Genomic DNA, 18,136 nt, shown 5'->3' with positions numbered 1-18,136 from the left:
CAGCACGATAACCCCCTTGCCCACTGATCCAGTGCGGCAAGGGTTGTCATCTAGTCGTGGCTGGTCTCGTTTTTTGCTCCGCCTTTGAACCAGCGAAACAGGATGGCCATGACGGCCGCCAGAAACAGCACCAGCGAGGTAATCAGCAGGGCCCGGGTCAACAGTTCGCTGTGGTGGAGAAAGAAGGGGGTATTCATCGCCAGCTTGCCCACCAAACTGAGGCAGAGCGCCCACATAAAGGCACTGGCAAAGCTGGCCACGCACATCCGCAGCACGCTCAGGCGGCCAATCCCCATCAGCATGGGGGTCAGTACCCGCACGAACGGGATAAAACGGGAGGAGAACATCGCCAGAAAACCGTACTTTTTCAGCAGCCGGGTCGCCTTGGGCAGGCTGTCGGGAGGCAGCATCCGCTCGATATGATCCATAAAGCGGGTACGCTGCAGGGCCCGTCCCTGCCAATAGGCGAGCACAGAACCTATGCCAGCAGCCAACGGCAGATAAATAAGTGTTACTTCAGGGCCAAACACCCCCATGCCCACCAATCCACCGGCCAGCAGTACCAGGCTGTCCCCCGGCAGGGGCAGGAAGACGAATGCGGACTCCAGCAGCAGTACCAGCATCAGGCAACTGATCAGCAGGGGTACCGCCTGCATCTGAACCAGGGCGTCAAAATCCTGATGCCAAATGGCCATCAGCATATCCAGCATGTCACTCTCCCTACTACACGGTTCATCATGAACGAGGCAGGGGTTATAGCACCCATCCCCTGAACAAAACGTTAATTTTGTCCGGCACAGGAAATAAAGTGTGTCGAAATATTGCTGCAATTAGGGGATGCAAGGAGGGCAAACAGCAGAGATAAAAAGCCCCTCATCTTGCACGCACAAGGGAGAGGGGCAAACAGGCACAGAAATAAAACGGTTACTCGGCGGTGGCCATCAGCCAGGTTTTGAAGCCGCCGGAGAGGTTTTTCACCTTGAAGCCGTGCTGGCTCAGCAAGCGGCAGGCGACATGGCCGCGCAGCCCGACCTGACAGCTGATCAGCAGCTCTTTCTCTTTGGGCAACTCATGGAGGCGGCTGCGCAACTCGTCGAGGGGAATATGCAGCGCCCCCGGAATGCGGCCCAGCTTGTCGAGCTCCGGGCCATTGCGCACATCCACCACCAGCTGATGGGGGTTACGAGCCTGCACCTCGGCCACGTGGCAGAGTAGGGTGTCCCCCTTCAGGTGGTTGCTCGCCACAAAGCCCGCCATGTTGATCACATCCTTGGCTGAGCCGAACGGCGGCGCATAGGTGAGCTCCAGATCCTGCAGGTCAAACACGGTGAGACCGGCGCGCTGGGCCACCGCCAGCACGTCGATGCGCTTGTCGATGCCATCCTTGCCGATGGCCTGGGCACCGTAAATCTTGCCATCCGGGGCAAACAGCAGCTTGAGGCTGACCGGATGTGCGCCCGGGTAGTAACCGGCGTGGCTGCCCGGATGGACATAAACCTTCTCGAACGGCAATCCCAGTTGCACCAGTCGCTTCTCGTTGAGGCCAGTGCTGGCCACCGCCAGATCGAACAGCTTGCAGATGGCGGTCCCTTGCGTCTTCTTGTAGGTTTCGCTTCGGCCCAGCATGTTGTCGGCGGCGATGCGCCCCTGCCGGTTGGCCGGGCCCGCCAGCGGGATCAGCACAGATTCGCCGGTGACGAAGTCTATCTCTTCCACCGCATCCCCCACCGCGTAGATGAAGGGATCCGAGGTACGCATCCCGGCATCGACCTTGATGCCGCCGCGTGGGCCCAGCTCCAGCCCTGCCTTGGCGGCGAGCAGGGTTTCCGGCTTGACGCCGATGGCGAGGATCAAAAGACCGGTATCAAGATGGGAACCGTCATTGAGGGTCAGGCGCAGGCCACCGCTTTTGGCGGTCGGCACGGCGGAGGTCTTCTCGGCAGGCAGATCCAGACTCTCGATGGCGGTGAGGCCGGTGCGCAGGCGAAGGTCGATCCCCTCTTCCCGGATGCGGGCATGGAGCATGTTGGCCATCTCCTTGTCCACCGGCGCCATCACCTGATCGGCCAGCTCCAGCAATGTGACATCCAGCTTGCGCTGGTGCAGCGCCTCCATCATCTCCAGCCCGATAAAGCCGCCGCCCACCACGGTGACGTGGCGTGGCTGATCGTGATGCAGGGCCGCCAGAATGCGATCCATGTCCGAGATGTTGCGCAGGGTATAGACATGGGGGCTGTCGATACCGGGGAAGGGAGGACGGATCGGCGCCGCCCCCGGGCTCAGCAGCAGCACATCGTAATGCTCGCGCTGCTCTTCACCGGTTTGCAGGTTGCGCACCAGCAAGGTCTTGCCCGCCTTGTCGATCTCAATCACATCGTGGAAGACCCGCACATCGACGTTGAAACGGCGCTTGAAACTCTGGGGAGTCTGCAGCAGCAAGGCATCCCGGTCGGGGATATCGCCCCCGATGTGATAGGGCAGACCGCAGTTGGCGAAGCTGACAAACTCGCCCCGCTCGAACATCACGATCTCTGCCTCTTCACTCAAACGACGAGCACGAGCCGCCGCCGATGCGCCCCCCGCGACACCACCGATAATCAGGATCCGTTTCATCTGCAAGACTCCTCATACATGATAATGGGCAATAAATTAGACTTTTCTAATTTAGAATTCAATGAAATTTTGTTTCACACCATTTTGCAGTATTCTTGCAACCCCGACGGTTGCTTAACAGGATGTTGTTTGTTCATGTCGTCTACCGCACTCAGTCATCTTCCTCCTGCCCTCCAGACGCCGCTCTTTTTCCGTCTGGACCTGCGCAGTCAACGGCTGGTCGCCCTGACCGACGTGATGCAAACCCCGCTCTACTGGCTCGACGAGCCGCGTGCTCCCTGGCCTGCCCAGCTGCCCGATGCCCTGCGCCTGCCCATCGAACAACTGCTGGCCAACGGCCATGGCGGCAAGATCACCGTGCGCTTTGCCAGCCAGCTCTGGCACATCGCCCTCGCTCACGAGCAGGATGGCTTCTGGCTCATCTGTCTGCAGAACCTTCGTCAGGAGCCCATCGCCGATCTGGCATTGCAACTGCCGCGCCTCAGCCAGATGGCGAGCCAGCAACAGTATGCGCCCCTGCTCGAGGCCCTTAAAGAGAGTTTGGGGGCCGATCGGCTCATCCTCTGGCACTATCAGGCCAACGGCGATCTCGGCAGCGAGCAACTCACCCCGGTGTTCACCCTGGGGGTCGAAGCGCTCTACCCCATTCGTGGTGACAGCCGCTATATCCGCGCCCTGCGTACCCGCAAAGCGTTGAGTTTCTCGGAGGCCGCCCACCAGCCGATGCTGAGCAATCACCTCTATCTGACCAGTGCCGGTGTGCGCTCACGCCTTGATGGTGCCCTGCTGGAGCAGGACAAGCTGTTCGGGGTGCTGAGTCTGGAGTATCTCGATCCCACCCCGCTTAGCGAGGAGATGTTGCAACTGGTGCGCAGCAGCGCCCAGCTGCTCGGCCACTGGCAACCGCAACCGGAAGAGCACCGCGCCGAGCTGGCCCTCCCGCCCGAACTGCACCAGCAGACCGGCATCGACTACTGCAAGACGCTGGTAAGCTGGGCCATGAGCGCCAGCGGTGCCCGGGTGGGCTGGATCGGCGAGTTCCAACCCCGCGGTCAGGATCTCTGGATCATCCCCCGCTGCGTCATCAACGAGGAGATCTGCTCCACCCTCAAGCCCATCCAGCTCGACCCCGGCCCCGCTCAGGAGCTGTTCCAGCATGGTCAGGCCATCTATGTGGAAGATCTGCCCGTGCGCTATCCCAAGGCGACCCGGCTGCTGGCCCTCAACGCCAGCGCCTACATCGGCATTCCACTCCATGGCCAGAGCGGCGCCCCCATTGGCCAGATCACCCTGCTGCTCGATACCCCCCTCGAGGAGCCCGAACAGCTTCTGGATCTATTGAGCAGCCAGCACGAGCGGGCCGCCATCGAGCTCAAGCGCCTCGCCACCGACGATGCCCTGCGGCTGGCTGAGGTAGCCTTTAATACCCACGATGGGCTGATCGTGATGGATCACAACGGCATCATCCTCAAGGTCAACCACTCCTTCAGCCGGATCACCGGATTTGGCGAGGTAGAGGTGATCGGTCACTCCATTCGCAAGCTGCGCCCCACCTACTACGGGGATCATCTCAAGGAAGATGTCAGCCGCACCGTCAACGAGCAGGAGTTCTGGCTCGGGGAAGAGCGCTGCCTGCACAAGGATGGTCACCTCTTTCCGGTGCGCTTGATGGTGAACGGCGTCAAGGATGAGCAGGGGGAGCTCAGCCACTTTATCTGCAGCTTCTACGACATCACCCAGGAACAAGAGGCAGCCAGACATATCGAGCAGCTCGCCTACTACGACGATCTCTGCGGTCTGCACAACCGCCGCAGCCTCAACCATATTTTGCAGCAGACCCTGAGCGCCCCCAACGGCCAGTGGGGCGCCCTGCTGCTGGTGGATCTCGACAACTTCAAGTCGATCAACGACTCCCTCGGTCATGCCTGCGGCGATCTGCTGCTGCAGGCCGTGGTGCAGCGTTTCAGGGAGCTGCCCCAGGACAATCTGGTGCAGGCGCGCATCTCGGGGGATGAGTTTGCCCTGCTCTTTACCCAGCTCGGACAAGGCGAGGTCACCGCCAAAATTCTGGCAGAGCACTTCGCCCGCGAGCTGATGGGGCTGTTTCGCACCCCGTTCGACATCGGTGATCACAAACTGCACTGCAGCGCCTCGGTGGGGATCAGCCTCTTCTCCGGCAACGAGACGGATCATCTGGTCCTGATGCAACAGGCCGACACCGCGACCCACATGGCCAAGCGCGCCGGTCAGGGCCACTACGTCTTCTTTACCGAGGCGATGGCCCAGCACGAGAAAAATCGGCTGACCCTCACCAATGAGCTGCGCGATGCCCTGCGTCATCACGAGCTGCAGCTCCACTATCAACCGCAATACCGGGTCGACAATGGCTCGCTGTCGGGTATCGAGGCGCTGCTGCGCTGGCAGCGCAGCGACGGCACCATGGTGCCACCCGGGGAGTTTATCCCCATCGCCGAAGAGACCAGCCTGATCCTCGAAATCGGTTACTGGGTGATGAAGACCGCCTGCGCCCAATACAGCTTCTGGCTCAACCGTGGCCTGCAGATCCCCCATCTGTCGGTCAACGTCAGTGCCCGCCAGTTCCACACCCAGGGCTTCGTACAACAGGTGGAGTACATCTTGCGCGACACCGGTGTGCCCCCTTCCCGCCTGCTGCTGGAGGTGACCGAATCGGTAGTCTTGGAGAATCGGCAGGAGAGTATCGCCAGAATGCGCCAGCTCAAGGAGCTCGGCATCCTCATCTCCATCGACGACTTCGGCACAGGCTACTCGTCGCTGGCCTATCTGCGGGATCTGCCCGCCGATGAGGTAAAGCTGGACAGAAGCTTCATTCAGACCCTGGTACACAGCGAACAGGACAGAGCCATCGTCAAGGCGATACTCGATCTGGCCCAGGTCTTTCGTTTTACCGTCACCGCCGAAGGGGTGGAAGAGGAGGCGCAGCTGGCCATCCTCAAAGCGCTGGGATGCCAGCATTATCAAGGGTTTCTCACCAGTCGGCCGCTCACCGTCAAGGGGCTGGAGCAGCTGCTTGGCAGCCGGGCGCCGGACTAAAGGTGTAGGATCAATAGGGGTTTATGTAATAAAATAACGGCCTGCTCGAATCGTTGGAGTTGTTTATGTCTGTCATTAATCGGATCCCTGCCGTTGAAATCAGCCAGCCAGCCGGAGCTCACGGCACCGTTGGCCGGATCCATTCCGTCGAAACCTGCGGCACTGTCGATGGCCCGGGAATACGCTTTATCGTATTCATGCAAGGCTGCCTGATGCGCTGCAAGTACTGCCACAACCGCGATACCTGGGATACCGAAGGTGGCCGCGAAGTGACCGTACCGGAGTTGATGAGTGACATCACCAGCTATCGCCACTTCATGAATGCCTCCGGCGGTGGCGTGACAGCGTCCGGCGGTGAAGCCATGCTGCAACCGGCTTTCATTACCGAACTTTTTACCGCCTGCAAAGAGAAAGGGATCCACACCTGTCTCGACACCAACGGCTTCGTCCGTCATCTCGACGAACAGGTGGACAAGCTGCTCGACCAGACCGATCTGGTGCTGCTCGACATCAAACAGATCAATGACGAGAAACACATTCCGCTGACTCACGTCAGCAACAGATACACCCTGGAGTTTGCCCGCTATCTGGCGGCCAAAGGCAAGACCATGTGGATCCGCTACGTGGTGGTACCGACCTGGAGCGATGACGACGAGAGCGCCGAAGGGCTGGGCCAGTTCATCGCCGAGCTGGGCGAGAGCGTGGAGAAGGTGGAGCTGCTCCCCTACCATGAGCTGGGCAAACACAAGTGGGACGTGCTGGGCGATCCGTACGAGCTGAGCGGGATCAAGCCCCCCAGCAAGGAGACCATGGAACGGGTCAAGGGCATCCTCGGCAAGTACCACAACAACGTCAAATATTGATGGTAAAAGCAGGCTGACTCGTCAGCCTGCTCTGCTATGGGCGGTCGGGAAGACCGCCCGGACTCTACTGCATAAATGGACGACAAGATGAGTGAAGGACAACTCGCCGCCCTCCTGATCTGGCTGGTACTGCTGGCCTTCAGCCTGCGCCGCTCCCTGTGGCAAACCCTCTATGACAACCCCCTCTATCAGCACCTGCTGCTGGGGAGTGCCATCGCGCTGGTGCCGCTCTGGTATCTAAGGGCCGGTCTGCATGAGGGGCTGGAGGTCCATTTTCTCGGGCTCACCTCCCTCACCCTGCTGCTGGGCTGGCGACTGGCGTTGCTCGCCCCCTGCCTGACCCTGCTGGTGCTCGGTTACTTCGGTGTCACCAATCTGGCCGATTTTGGCTGGCAGGCACTGGTTGGCATCGCCCTGCCGGTAGCCACCAGCTGGCTGCTGTTTCTGGCCAGCTGGGCCTGGCTGCCGCGCCATCTCTTTGTCTATATCTTCGTGGCCGCCTTTCTCGGCGGCGCCATCACCATCTCGGTCAAGGTGGCCGCCAGTGCGTTGCTGATGGGGCTGAGTGACAGCTACCCCTGGCACACCATCACGGCGGATTACCTCTCCATCTGGCCACTGCTGTTGTTCCCCGAAGCCCTGCTCAACGGCATGGCGATGACGGTGCTGGCCATCTACCGCCCTCACTGGGTCAATACCTTCTTCGACCGTACCTATCTGGGCAAGTAACGCTCTCTTTCCTGATCTGCGCCCATAAAAAAGGAGAGGCCATCGCCTCTCCTTTTGGTATTCCGAATTCTGTCAAACCTTGGCTTAGTGCAGCTTCAGGGTCGGACGCAGCACACGGTTGATGCGACCCACCAGCATGATGAGGCCGGTCTTGACATAGCCGTGCAGGGCGATCTGGTGCATCCGGTAGAGGGAGATGTAGACCAGACGGGCAATGTAGCCCTCGACCATCATGGATCCACGCATCAGGTTGCCCATCAGGCTGCCCACGGTGGAGAAGCGGCTGAGGGAGACCAGCGAACCGTGGTCGTGGTAGAGGTAGGGCTTCATCTCGCCGCCGTCCATCTTGGCCAGAATGTTCTTGAACGCCTGGCTGGCCATCTGGTGGGCAGACTGGGCGCGCGGCGGCACAAACTTGCCATCCGGCTGCGGGCAGGCAGCGCAGTCACCGATAACGAAGATGCTCTCGTCACGGGTAGTCTGCAGGGTCTCTTTCACCACCAGCTGGTTGATGCGGTTCGTCTCAAGACCAGCGATATCCTTCATGAAGTCAGGTGCCTTGATACCGGCCGCCCACACCATCAGATCCGCTTCAATCAGCTCGCCATCCTTGGTGTGCAGACCGTCGCTGGTCGCTTCGGTGATCATGGTGGCGGTACGCACGTCCACACCCAGCTTGACCAGCTCCTGATGGGCGGCGCCGCTGATGCGCTCCGGCAGAGCCGGCAGAATGCGCGGGCCCGCTTCCACCAGGGTCACCTTCAGGCTGTCGGTGGTGAGGTTCTTGAAGCCGTAGGCGTAGAGCTGCTCGACCGCATTGTAGAGCTCGGCAGAGAGCTCGACGCCGGTTGCGCCGCCGCCGACGATGGCAATCTTAACCTTGTCGCCCGGCTTATATTCGGTGGCGAACTGCAGGAAGCGGTTCATCATGCTGTTGTGGAAACGGTGCGCCTGGGAGGGGCTATCGAGGAAAATACAGTGATCCTTGATGCCCTTGGTGTTGAAGTCGTTGGAGACAGAACCGATGGCCATCACCAGATAGTCGTAGGGCAGTTCGCGCTCGTTGACCACGATGTCGCCATTGTCGTCGTGGATCGGGGCCAGCACGATGCGTTTATCGTCACGCTTGATGTCGGTCAGGGTGCCGAGCTGGAAGTCGAAACCGTGGTTCTTGGCGTGAGACTGGTAGCTCAGGGCATCGATGCCCGCGTCCATGGAGCCGGTGGCCACTTCGTGCAGCAGGGGTTTCCACAGGTGGGTGCGGTTGCGATCGACCAGAGTGATCTTGGCCTTGTTCTTCTTGCCAAGCTTGCGACCCAGACTGGTGGCCAGCTCCAGGCCACCGGCGCCGCCGCCTACAACGACAATATTCATCATGATGATTTTCCTCGGTTCCTCAAAACGAAAGGGAGCCATTGGCTCCCTAAAACGAAATCGGTCGACGTGATGGATCAGGCTTCTTTGAAGGCCTTCATCCGCTGCAGATGATGCGAGATATTTTTGAACTTATGAGTCTCGCGCTCATCCCACACGATGTCGTAATAGTTCTTCAATTCACGTTCAGTGTCCCGATTATCGCGCACTTCATCCTGAACGGAAAGGATACACAGGCAGTTTCCTGAATTTTTCTTACGAAATTCAGTTACACACTTGGTGCCAATATCGTCATATTCTTCCGGCCGGTCGATCTTGCCCTGCATGTTCTCTTCAGGATGGAGGTTGGGGTTGAAGATCACCTGGCGAATGCCGCACAGAAAGCCGATCCGCTCGCTCCAGTAGCCACCAAGACCCACGCCGCAGATCAGCGGTTTGGGATCGGTACTCATATCGAGCTGTTTTTTCACTTCCTTGAGCAGATGGCTCATATCATGACGGGGGTGAACCGTGCTGTAGTGCACGAAACGCACATCATCATCAATAAACTGCAACTGCAGCACTTTCTCGTGATTGCCTGGGCTGGTGGCATCAAAGCCATGCAGATAGATGATCATGGATAAGACCTCAGGATCTGTGTCGGTTTTATCGAAACTACCCCAGCGGCGGCCATGCGCGCCACCAAAACATCCAACTTTCTTGCTTTGGATCACGCCCCCGCCCCCGATTGCGCCCAGCAGCCCGCGAGCGCCGTCACATGAAGACGGGCGCATTGCGAGCAACGTTATGGTGCCCGGCTATCAAAGTGAGATCGCCAGACCAATAATGATAAACCCCTTACCAATCTGAGATGCCCTCACCTCCTTCCCCTGCCAGCAGCCGGACACTTATCTGGCCGATATGTGACTCATCCCGCAAAAACAAGGCGTTATCGCCAAACGTTTTCTCTCGTGAGCGGCGTTGTGCATGTTTTGTGCACTGACCCGTGCTGCACCGGCTCCCTCTCACTACTGCCGAGGGATCTGGCACCTCTGTCAATACACGAGATCAATGACCGGGAAAGCTGCGGCTTTCACTATCTTGCCTGTAGCAGTTGCGCGGGCTTCAAGGAGTGATCTGTTGATGAACGAGACCAATCCCCAATCCCCCCGACCGGGTGCGCGCAAGCGCCCGGTGGATGAAGTGGAGCGCATGCTCCCCATGGGCCAACTCTTTACCCTGGGCCTGCAACATGTGCTGGTGATGTACGCCGGCGCCGTGGCGGTGCCATTGGTGATTGGCGGCAGTCTGGGGCTACCCAAGGAGCAGATCTCCTACCTCATCAGTTCGGATCTCTTCTGCTGCGGCATCGTCACCCTGCTGCAATGTGTCGGGATTGGCCGCTTTGCCGGGATCCGGCTGCCGGTCATCATGTCGGTCACCTTTGCCGCCGTGATGCCCATGCTGGCCATCGGAGCCAACCCGGATCTGGGGCTGACGGGCATCTTCGGCGCCACCATTGCCGCCGGTATCATCTCGACCCTGCTGGTGCCGCTGATAGGTCGGCTGATGCCACTCTTCCCCACCGTCGTCACCGGGGTGGTTATCACCTCCATCGGGATCAGCATTATGCAGGTGGGGATCGACTGGATGGCGGGGGGCAAGGGTAATCCGGAATATGGCAGCCTGCGCTATATCGGCACCAGCTTCCTGGTGCTCGTCTTTATCCTGTTGGTGACCCGCTTCACCAAGGGCTTTTTCAGCAATATCTCGGTGCTGCTCGGGATCATCTTCGGTTTCGTGGTGGCCATCGCCATGGGCGAAGTGAGCCTCGATGGCCTCGGCGAGGCAGCCTGGTTTGCCCCCATAGTGCCCTTCGCCTTCGGCTGGCCCACCTTCGATCCCATCTCCATCGCCACCCTGACGGTGATCATGCTCATCACCTTTATCGAATCCATGGGGATGTTTCTGGCCCTTGGCGACATCGTCGGCCATCCGGCCAGGCGCGGTGATATCGTGCGCGGGCTGCGGGTGGATGGCATCGGCACCATTATTGGTGGGATATTCAACAGCTTCCCCCACACCTCCTTCTCCCAGAATATCGGTCTGGTGAGCGTGACCGGAGTATCTAGTCGCTGGGTCTGTGTGATGTCGGGGGGGATACTGCTCGCCTTTGGCCTCATCCCCAAGATGTCGGTGCTAGTCGCCTCCATCCCGCCCTTCGTACTGGGGGGCGCCGGTATCGTCATGTTCGGTATGGTGCTGGCAACCGGGATCCGCATCCTGGCGCGCACCGATTACAACAGCAACCGCCACAACCTCTATATCGTCGCCATCAGTCTCGGAATTGGCATGATCCCGACGGTCTCCGGGAATTTTTTCCAGCAGCTTCCGGCGCAGCTACAACCGCTTTTTCATAGCGGTATCCTGCTGGCCACCATCAGTTCGGTGCTGCTCAACCTCTTCTTCAACGGCTATCAGCCGGATCTGAGTCACCAGACCCGTCCTCTGTTCGTTGGTCCCATCAAACCGCAGCAAGAGCAGGCATAACAAATAGGCCCCCGGACAGCGAGACTGTCCGGGGGCCTGTTGTTCATATCACCGCAGACCCAATCAGGCAGGCAACTGCGCGAAGCGCTCAACCGCATGCGCTACCTGTGCCAGACTCCCCTGCCAGAAGGCGGCCTCACGGATATCCTGCCCCAAATGCTTGGCTACCAGATCTTCGGCGCTCATCCGGCCGGTATCGCGCAACAAGGCGCGATAGGCTTCGGCAATGCCCTCTTCCCCCGCCGCCTTGCGGCTCATCAACTGCTGATAGACCCCGAGGCTGAACAGATAACCGAACAGATAGGGATAGTTGTAAAAGCCCAGCCCGGCGATGGAGAAGTGCGCCTTGGCCGCCCAGAACATGGGGTGATAGCGGGTCAGGCTCCCCTCATACCAGCGTCCCCACGCCTCGTCGGTCAACGCTTTGAGTCGCTCTGCGGATACATAACCCTGCGCCCGCTCGGCCACCAAGGCCTGCTCGAAATCGAAGCGAGCCGGGATATTGACCAGGAAGGTGGCCGCACCGTCGGCTTCGGCCCAGGCGATCGCCAACTGCTCTTCGGGACTTTCTGCCTGCTCGAACAGGGCGCTGCGCACCAGAGTCTCGGCAAAGATGGAGGCCGTTTCGGCCAGCGTCATGGGATAGCTGCGCTGGCTCATCGGCAGATCGCGAATGACCCAGTTGTGCCAGGCGTGGCCCAGCTCATGGGCCAGAGTGATGACGTTATCCATGGTGCCGGCATAGGTGACGAAGACCCGCGGTTCGACCGGTTCTGCAAACTTGGTGCAGTAGGCGCCGGTGCGGCGATTTGGCGTGGGCGCCGCATCAATCCACCCCTTCTCGGCCATCATGCGGGCAAACGCCCCCATCTCGGGATCGAAACGGCTAAAGGCATCGGCAATCAACTCGATCGCCTCATCAAAAGGAATGTCGCGGCTGCTGGAAGCAGGCGGCGGCGCAAAGAGATCCTCCGGCCCCAGATCGTCGAGACCAAGGCGCTCGGCCATCAGCTCTAGGGCGCGCTGGCCCAACCCACGGGCTCGCCAGGTTTCGCTCATCAGGGCATCGAGGGTGGCACGCTCGATATGGCTCTGGTGGCAGGAGAGATCCAGCGCATCGAGCAACCGGGTGTTGCCACGCTGGCGGGCCAGCTCCAGCCGCCAGCCGTTGAGGGCATTGAGGATGGCGGCCACCGTCTCCTGCTCTCCCTCCCAGCCAGCACTGATGGCATCAAAGGCTTCTAAACGCAGCGCACGTATCGGGCTGGAGAGCAGATTGCTCGCCTCGGCCAGCCCCATCTCGCGGCCATCAATGGTCAAGCGGATCTTGCCCACCAGATCGTTATAGAGGTTGCCCCAGGCGTGCAGACCATCGGTGCCCAGACCAATCACCAGCTGCTCCGCCGCCACCGGCAAGCGCTGATCCTGCAAACGACGCTCATGGCCCAAGCGGTACGCCTCCTCGCCGAGCAGCGGATCACTCATCAGCGCGGCAAATTCAACTTCCGGCAGCGCCAGCATCAGATCTTCCACCGGCGCCAGGGTCTTGAACAGATCGGCGTTAAGGGCGCGGGCACGGGACGCCAGCTGTTTGGCCTGCGGATCCCGCGCATCCTGACTGCCGCGGCACGCGGCCAGAATGGCGACGTTCCAGCCGATATGGCGAATATCGCGGGCGCGCAGCCGCACTTCCCGCAAGAAATCCTGCAGCGCAGCGTCATAGTCGCGCACCCCGTCCAGGCCTGCCATATAGCTGGCCAGCTCTTCCAGCGCGTGGCGGGCGGCGCGCATGTCCGCTTCCAGCTCGGGGCTGTCGAGGCCCGGGTAGATATGGTCGTTATTCCACTGTTGTTGATACATAACTTCTCGCAAAGACCTTTATCGGGAGGCGCAGCAGACCTGCGGGCAGCAAGTCAGAGACCGGGCAACCCGAAGGCCAAAAAATGAAGAGAGGAAAAAAGAGACAATGGCCCGCAAGCTCGCTTATCCCTTGGCCGGGGCAAGACGGCTCACCAGCGTCATCACGGCAACCAGCAGCAGACCCGCCACCACACCGGCCACGGCGTTGAGCAGCGTCGGCGTCACCGCCGCCAGTACGGCCCCCACTGTGGGCAGGGTGGCGACAACAGCGGCTGTACCTTCAATCAGGTGATGGGCAAAGGGCCAGCCATGCACCAGAATGCCACCGCCCACCATGAACATGGCGATGGTACCGACCAGTGCCAGCAGGTGCATCAGACGGGGCGCCGTCACCAACAATCCCTGCCCCACCGCGCGGCGCAGGGCGCTGCCATCGGGCTTTTGCAGCAGATGCAGACCGATGTCATCGAGCTTGACGATCAGCCCCACCAACCCGTAGACCCCGATGGTCATCAGCAGGGCGATGCCCGCCACTACCGAGAGCTGCAGCGTGAGGCTTGCTCCCTGTACCGTGCCAAGAGCGATGACGATGATCTCGGCAGAGAGAATAAAATCGGTGCGGATCGCCCCTTTTACCTTCTGCTGCTCGAAGGCGACCAGATCATCGGGAATGGGGGCTGTATGTGCCTCACCCTCACTCACTTCATGAGGCAGGAACTTGTGGGCCAGCTTCTCGGCCCCCTCAAAGCAGAGGTAGGCACCTCCCAACATCAAGAGCGGCGTGATAAGCCAGGGCACCAGGGCACTGATGGCGATGGCGGAGGGCACCAGAATCAGCTTGTTGCGAAATGACCCCTTGGCCACCGCCCACACCACCGGCAGCTCCCGCTCGGCACGCACCCCGGAGACCTGCTCCGCGTTGAGGGCCAGATCATCCCCCAACACCCCGGCAGTCTTCTTCGCCGCCATCTTGGTCATCAGCGCCACGTCATCGAGCACGCTGGCGATATCGTCGAGCAGGGCCAACAAACTGGTTCCAGCCATATCAAAGATCCCTTATATCAGTGAGAAACGTCTTCCCGAAAAATGTCTCGCGCTTGTTCACAACGACCTTGGTCATCAGCGCCACGTCATCGAGCACGCTGGCGATATCGTCGAGCAGGGCCAACAGACTGGTTCCGGCCATATCAAAGATTCCTTATATCAGTGAGAACAACCCCGGGAGAGAGGTGTACGTCCCGATAACCACCAGGGTCAACAGGACCACCTCGTGGCGATCTCAGGCCATCATCGGCCGAGCCAAGAATCCGGCGCTCACCATCGGTGGGGTTACGTCTTTCGGGCAAAAGATGGCACAGTGTAACGAGAAGCCGCCGTTTCGGCAGCACCCCTGAGCCATTTGTTCCTGGTTCCCTCTGAATCACATCAAGGAGTTCCCATGCAACCCTGGCAACCTCTGCTCGATCTCTGGTTTGGCGACGAAGCCGATGATGTCCTGCGGGCCACACGGCAAGCCCCGCTCTGGTGGGGAAAAAGCAGCGAAACGGATGCCCTGCTGGCCAGCCGCTTTGGCGAGCTGGCAGAGGCCGCAGCCAAGGGCAGTCTCGCCCACTGGGCCGATCTCCCCAGCGGTCGGCTAGCGCTGATCCTGCTGCTTGACCAGCTGCCCCGCAATATCAATCGCAACACGCCTGCGGCCTTTGCCCAGGATCCGCTGGCCAGAGATCTCTGCCTGAAAGGGCTATCCATCGGGGCGGACAAATCCCTCTCGCCACTGGAGCGGGTCTTCTTCTATCTGCCGCTGGAGCATGCCGAATCCCGCGAACAACAGGCCAGAAGTGTGGCCCTGTTCGAGGCACTCGCTGCCGAGCAGGCTGGCACACCGGCGCAAGCGACCTTCGCAGGATTTGCCGACTTTGCCCGCCGTCATCAGGTGATCATCGAACGCTTTGGCCGCTTCCCCCACCGCAACGACATTCTGGGTCGCACCAGCACACCGGAAGAGGCGGCATTTTTGCAGCAACCGGGCTCAGGCTTCTAAGCAAGCCATATAAAAAAATCCCCGCCAGCTGGCGGGGATAGCAGATGGATAACAACCGTCGGCGTTACTGAATGCGGTAGCGGGATATCTGCTGGTGGATGCTCTCTGTGGTGACATTGAGCTCCTCGGCGGCGGCTGAGGTCTCTTCCGCTGTGCTGCTGGTTTGCTGCACGACCTGAGCAATCTGCTCTACCTGGTGAGCGATCGACTCGGCGGCCGAACTCTGCTCGCGGATGGCATTGGTGATCTCGCCCACCTGCTCCATCACCCGGTGCGACGCACTGCGGATCTCGGCAATAATGGCGCCACTCTCGGTAGCCATGTTGACCCCCTGGCTCACCTTCTCCTCCACCAGATGCATGCGGGAGACCGTATTGTTCGACTCCTGCTGGATCGCCTCTACAGTGGCAGATATCTCCTGAGTGGATTGGGCTGTGCGCTCAGCCAGTTTGCGCACTTCATCTGCCACCACCGCAAAGCCACGGCCGGACTCCCCGGCCCTCGCCGCCTCAATGGCCGCGTTCAAGGCCAGCAAGTTGGTCTGCCCCGCCACATCACGGATCACGTTGACCACACCGCCAATGCGCGAAATGCCCTCACCCAGCGCAATGACCTCGGCCGAGGCCTGCCGAATGGAGTCGGCGATCTCGTTGATGGCATGAACGGTACGATCTATGGTTCTGCTTCCTTCGCTAGCCAGCTGCCCTGACTCATTGGTGATACGGCTCGTCTCCTGGGTACGCTGGGAGATATCTGTGATGCTGACAGTCATCTCTTCCACACCGGCGGCGATCAGACTGGTAGCATCATTGGCCTGACTGGCCGAGCTGGCGAGGTGCTGCGCCGCTTGAGAGAGGGATTCGGCAGTGCTCTTGATCTGCAAGCTGCCGACGGAAAATTCGGTAAATGTCTGTTGCAGCGTATCGAGCAACCGGTTGACCGCATTGAGGGTCAGACCAATCTCATCCTGCTGTTTCACATCCGCTCTGAGGGTAAAGTTGAGGTCGCGCTGGATCCGGGTCAGGGTATCCATGGCGGTGCGAAGAGGATTGGCCACCTGATTGAACAACCAGACAAACAGCCCCATCGTCAGCACAATGGTGCCACCGGCGATAAACAGCAGGGTTTGCAGGCTGTTGTCGTAGTTCTCCTGGCCCTGCTTCTTGAGCGCCAGTCCCAAATCCATATTGAAGTTGACGTGAAGCTCGATTGCCTTGGCAAACTGCTGGAACACTCTGGTGGCTTCTCCCGCCAGCATGTCTCGCGCTTCATCGTTCTTGTTTTGTCTGGAGAGCTGCAGAACCTTGTCTATCTCCTGATAATATTGCGCGACAATACGTTGATCATCGTCGGTCAGGCGCCGATCTTCATCATTGGAGAGCATCTCAGCTTTGTATTTGTCGAGCAGTGAAGTGATCTGTCCCTGTATCTCGGTGATACCCGTTTCGATCTGCTGCATCTTGCCGGTGTCGGTATTGAGCACATGTGTCTGCACCAGCGAGTGCAATTCATAGAAATCGGCCTGCACTTGCTTAATCAGCGAAATACTGGGCACCGTATTGTCCGTCACATAGCCTAAATCCCGGTTGGCCGAATCGAGGCGGTTGATACTGAACCAACTGAGAAAAATGAGCGTCAGCATCACCAGCAGCGCGATCAGTTGCAGTCGACGAGCAATATTCATAACCGTACACTCCAGATGAAAACTATCTAGCAGTGTAGACGAGCCATAAACAACAACGGCCCGCATTGGCGGGCCGTTGTTGTTTATTTTTCATGGCGTTGTGATCAGGCTTTGGCTGGCTCACTCTCGCCCAGCGCGACGGTTTCACCCAGACTGTCTTCGGTCTTGGCCACCACGCTGGCGGCGATGGCGTTGCCCAGCACGTTGGTGGCAGAGCGGCCCATGTCGAGGAAGTGATCGATCCCCAGCAGCAGCAGGATGCCCGCTTCCGGAATATGGAATTGGTTCAGGGTGGCGGCAATCACCACCAGAGAGGCGCGCGGTACCCCGGCCATCCCCTTGGAGGTGACCATCAGCAGCAGCAGCATGGTGATCTGCTGGGCCATGGAGAGCTCGATTCCATACGCTTGGGCAATGAACATCACCGCGAAGGTGCAGTACATCATGGAGCCGTCGAGGTTGAAGGAGTAACCCATCGGCAGCACGAAGCTGGCAATGCGCTTGTCACAACCGAACTTCTCCAGACGATCCAGGGTCTTCGGATAGGCGGCTTCAGAGCTGGCGGTCGAGAAGGCGAGCAGGATGGGTTCGCGGATCATCGCCAGCAGCTTGATGACACGACCACGCAGGAAGACGCTGCCCATGGCGATCAGCAGCAGCCAGAGGCAGGCCAGCGCGATGTAGAACTGGGCCATAAAGCTGCCGTAGGTAACCAGAATACCCAGCCCCTCTTTGGCCACCATGGCGGCGATGGCGCCAAATACCGCGAACGGCGCAAAGTTCATCACGTAACCGGTCACTTTCAGCATGATCTCGGCAGCGCTGGCCATCAGCACCACCACCGGCTTGGCCAGATCGCCGAGCGCAGCGGCGGCCAGACCGAAGAAGAGTGAGAAGACCACGATCTGCAGGATCTCGTTGGTGGCCATTGCCTCTACCACGCTTTTGGGGATGGCGTGGGTCACGAAATCTTTCAGGGTAATGGCACCGGCAGCAATGCCCGAGCTGGCGGTGTCATTGGGCAGGGAGAGCGAAAGCCCCACACCCGGCTGCATCAGGGTCACCATCACCAGACCCAGGCTCAGGGACATCAGGGAGGCCAGCATAAACCAGCCGAGGGTCTTGGCACCGATACGCCCCACGGTGCGGGTGTCGCCCATCTTGGCGATACCGACCACCAGGGTGGTGAAGACCAGGGGAGCGATGATCATCTTGATCAGTCGCAGGAAGATATCGGTCAGGATCGTGATGTTATTGGCAAAATCCGCAGCCTGATCTGCGGCAAACATGCGATAGCCCTGGCCGGTGAGGATGCCAAACATCATGGAGATGAGGATGGCGACCGTCAGTTTATTCATTTTCATGGGGGAG

Annotated in this window: 14 protein-coding genes; 5 read left to right on the top strand and 9 right to left on the bottom strand. The window is 59.7% G+C overall.

What is annotated here, in order from left to right; translation table 11 throughout:
* Positions 1-50: 50 nt before the first annotated feature.
* The gene (locus G5533_RS00635; RefSeq protein WP_005333990.1) at positions 51-710 is read right to left on the bottom strand and encodes a DedA family protein; all 660 of its coding nucleotides are present in this window, start codon (positions 708-710) and stop codon (positions 51-53) included.
* A 214-nt stretch (positions 711-924) separates the two neighbouring features.
* Positions 925-2,613, bottom strand: coding sequence for an FAD-dependent oxidoreductase (locus tag G5533_RS00630; protein ID WP_441254271.1), 1,689 nt, complete (start codon positions 2,611-2,613; stop codon positions 925-927).
* 135 nt (positions 2,614-2,748) lie between these two features.
* Between G5533_RS00630 and G5533_RS00625 the strand changes: the two genes are divergently transcribed.
* The 3 genes from G5533_RS00625 (at position 2,749) to G5533_RS00615 (ending at position 7,277) form a co-directional block, all read left to right on the top strand.
* On the top strand, positions 2,749-5,685 hold the full coding sequence (locus tag G5533_RS00625; protein ID WP_245133507.1) for a sensor domain-containing phosphodiesterase: 2,937 nt from the start codon (positions 2,749-2,751) through the stop codon (positions 5,683-5,685).
* A gap of 65 nt (positions 5,686-5,750) precedes the next feature.
* A complete protein-coding gene (gene pflA, locus G5533_RS00620) occupies positions 5,751-6,548 on the top strand; it encodes a pyruvate formate lyase 1-activating protein (RefSeq protein ID WP_005333994.1) in 798 nt (265 codons plus the stop codon).
* An 87-nt stretch (positions 6,549-6,635) separates the two neighbouring features.
* Positions 6,636-7,277 carry an energy-coupling factor ABC transporter permease gene (locus G5533_RS00615; RefSeq protein WP_257699128.1) on the top strand — a complete coding sequence of 214 codons (642 nt, stop codon included), beginning with the start codon at positions 6,636-6,638 and terminating at the stop codon, positions 7,275-7,277.
* Positions 7,278-7,361: 84 nt separating this feature from the next.
* Here the strand turns inward: G5533_RS00615 and G5533_RS00610 are convergent, their stop codons facing one another.
* Together G5533_RS00610 and ycfP are read right to left on the bottom strand one after the other, a co-directional pair.
* Positions 7,362-8,654: an NAD(P)/FAD-dependent oxidoreductase gene (locus tag G5533_RS00610; protein WP_421254839.1), complete on the bottom strand. Its 1,293-nt coding sequence runs from the start codon at positions 8,652-8,654 to the stop codon at positions 7,362-7,364.
* Positions 8,655-8,728: 74 nt separating this feature from the next.
* A complete protein-coding gene (gene ycfP / locus G5533_RS00605; RefSeq protein WP_005334000.1) occupies positions 8,729-9,268 on the bottom strand; it encodes an alpha/beta hydrolase YcfP in 540 nt (179 codons plus the stop codon).
* Positions 9,269-9,773: 505 nt separating this feature from the next.
* Here ycfP and G5533_RS00600 point away from each other — a divergent pair.
* Complete coding sequence (locus G5533_RS00600) at positions 9,774-11,180, top strand: nucleobase:cation symporter-2 family protein (protein WP_441254270.1); 1,407 nt, start codon at positions 9,774-9,776, stop codon at positions 11,178-11,180.
* A gap of 63 nt (positions 11,181-11,243) precedes the next feature.
* Here G5533_RS00600 and G5533_RS00595 read toward each other — a convergent pair whose 3' ends face one another.
* From G5533_RS00595 to G5533_RS00585, 3 genes are all read right to left on the bottom strand, one after another.
* Positions 11,244-13,040, bottom strand: a complete 1,797-nt coding sequence (locus G5533_RS00595) for a M3 family oligoendopeptidase (RefSeq protein ID WP_266133818.1) — start codon at positions 13,038-13,040, stop codon at positions 11,244-11,246.
* Positions 13,041-13,163: 123 nt separating this feature from the next.
* On the bottom strand, positions 13,164-14,084 hold the full coding sequence (locus G5533_RS00590) for a DUF808 domain-containing protein (protein WP_441254269.1): 921 nt from the start codon (positions 14,082-14,084) through the stop codon (positions 13,164-13,166).
* Between the two features lies 1 nt (position 14,085).
* On the bottom strand, positions 14,086-14,226 hold the full coding sequence (locus G5533_RS00585) for a hypothetical protein (protein ID WP_021231002.1): 141 nt from the start codon (positions 14,224-14,226) through the stop codon (positions 14,086-14,088).
* Between the two features lie 252 nt (positions 14,227-14,478).
* Here G5533_RS00585 and G5533_RS00580 point away from each other — a divergent pair, with 252 nt between their 5' ends.
* Positions 14,479-15,081 carry a DUF924 family protein gene (locus G5533_RS00580; protein ID WP_421285552.1) on the top strand — a complete coding sequence of 201 codons (603 nt, stop codon included), beginning with the start codon at positions 14,479-14,481 and terminating at the stop codon, positions 15,079-15,081.
* Between the two features lie 64 nt (positions 15,082-15,145).
* Here G5533_RS00580 and G5533_RS00575 read toward each other — a convergent pair whose 3' ends face one another.
* Positions 15,146-16,765, bottom strand: a complete 1,620-nt coding sequence (locus tag G5533_RS00575) for a methyl-accepting chemotaxis protein (protein ID WP_266133816.1) — start codon at positions 16,763-16,765, stop codon at positions 15,146-15,148.
* A 104-nt stretch (positions 16,766-16,869) separates the two neighbouring features.
* On the bottom strand, positions 16,870-18,129 hold the full coding sequence (locus G5533_RS00570; protein WP_005334018.1) for a dicarboxylate/amino acid:cation symporter: 1,260 nt from the start codon (positions 18,127-18,129) through the stop codon (positions 16,870-16,872).
* Between the last annotated feature and the right edge of the window lie 7 nt (positions 18,130-18,136).

This window comes from Aeromonas sp. A600620 (assembly GCF_029479985.1).
Lineage (GTDB): Bacteria > Pseudomonadota > Gammaproteobacteria > Enterobacterales > Aeromonadaceae > Aeromonas > Aeromonas veronii_A.
The sequence above is the reverse complement of the archived record's forward strand: the minus strand, read 5'-3'. Positions and strand labels throughout refer to the sequence as shown.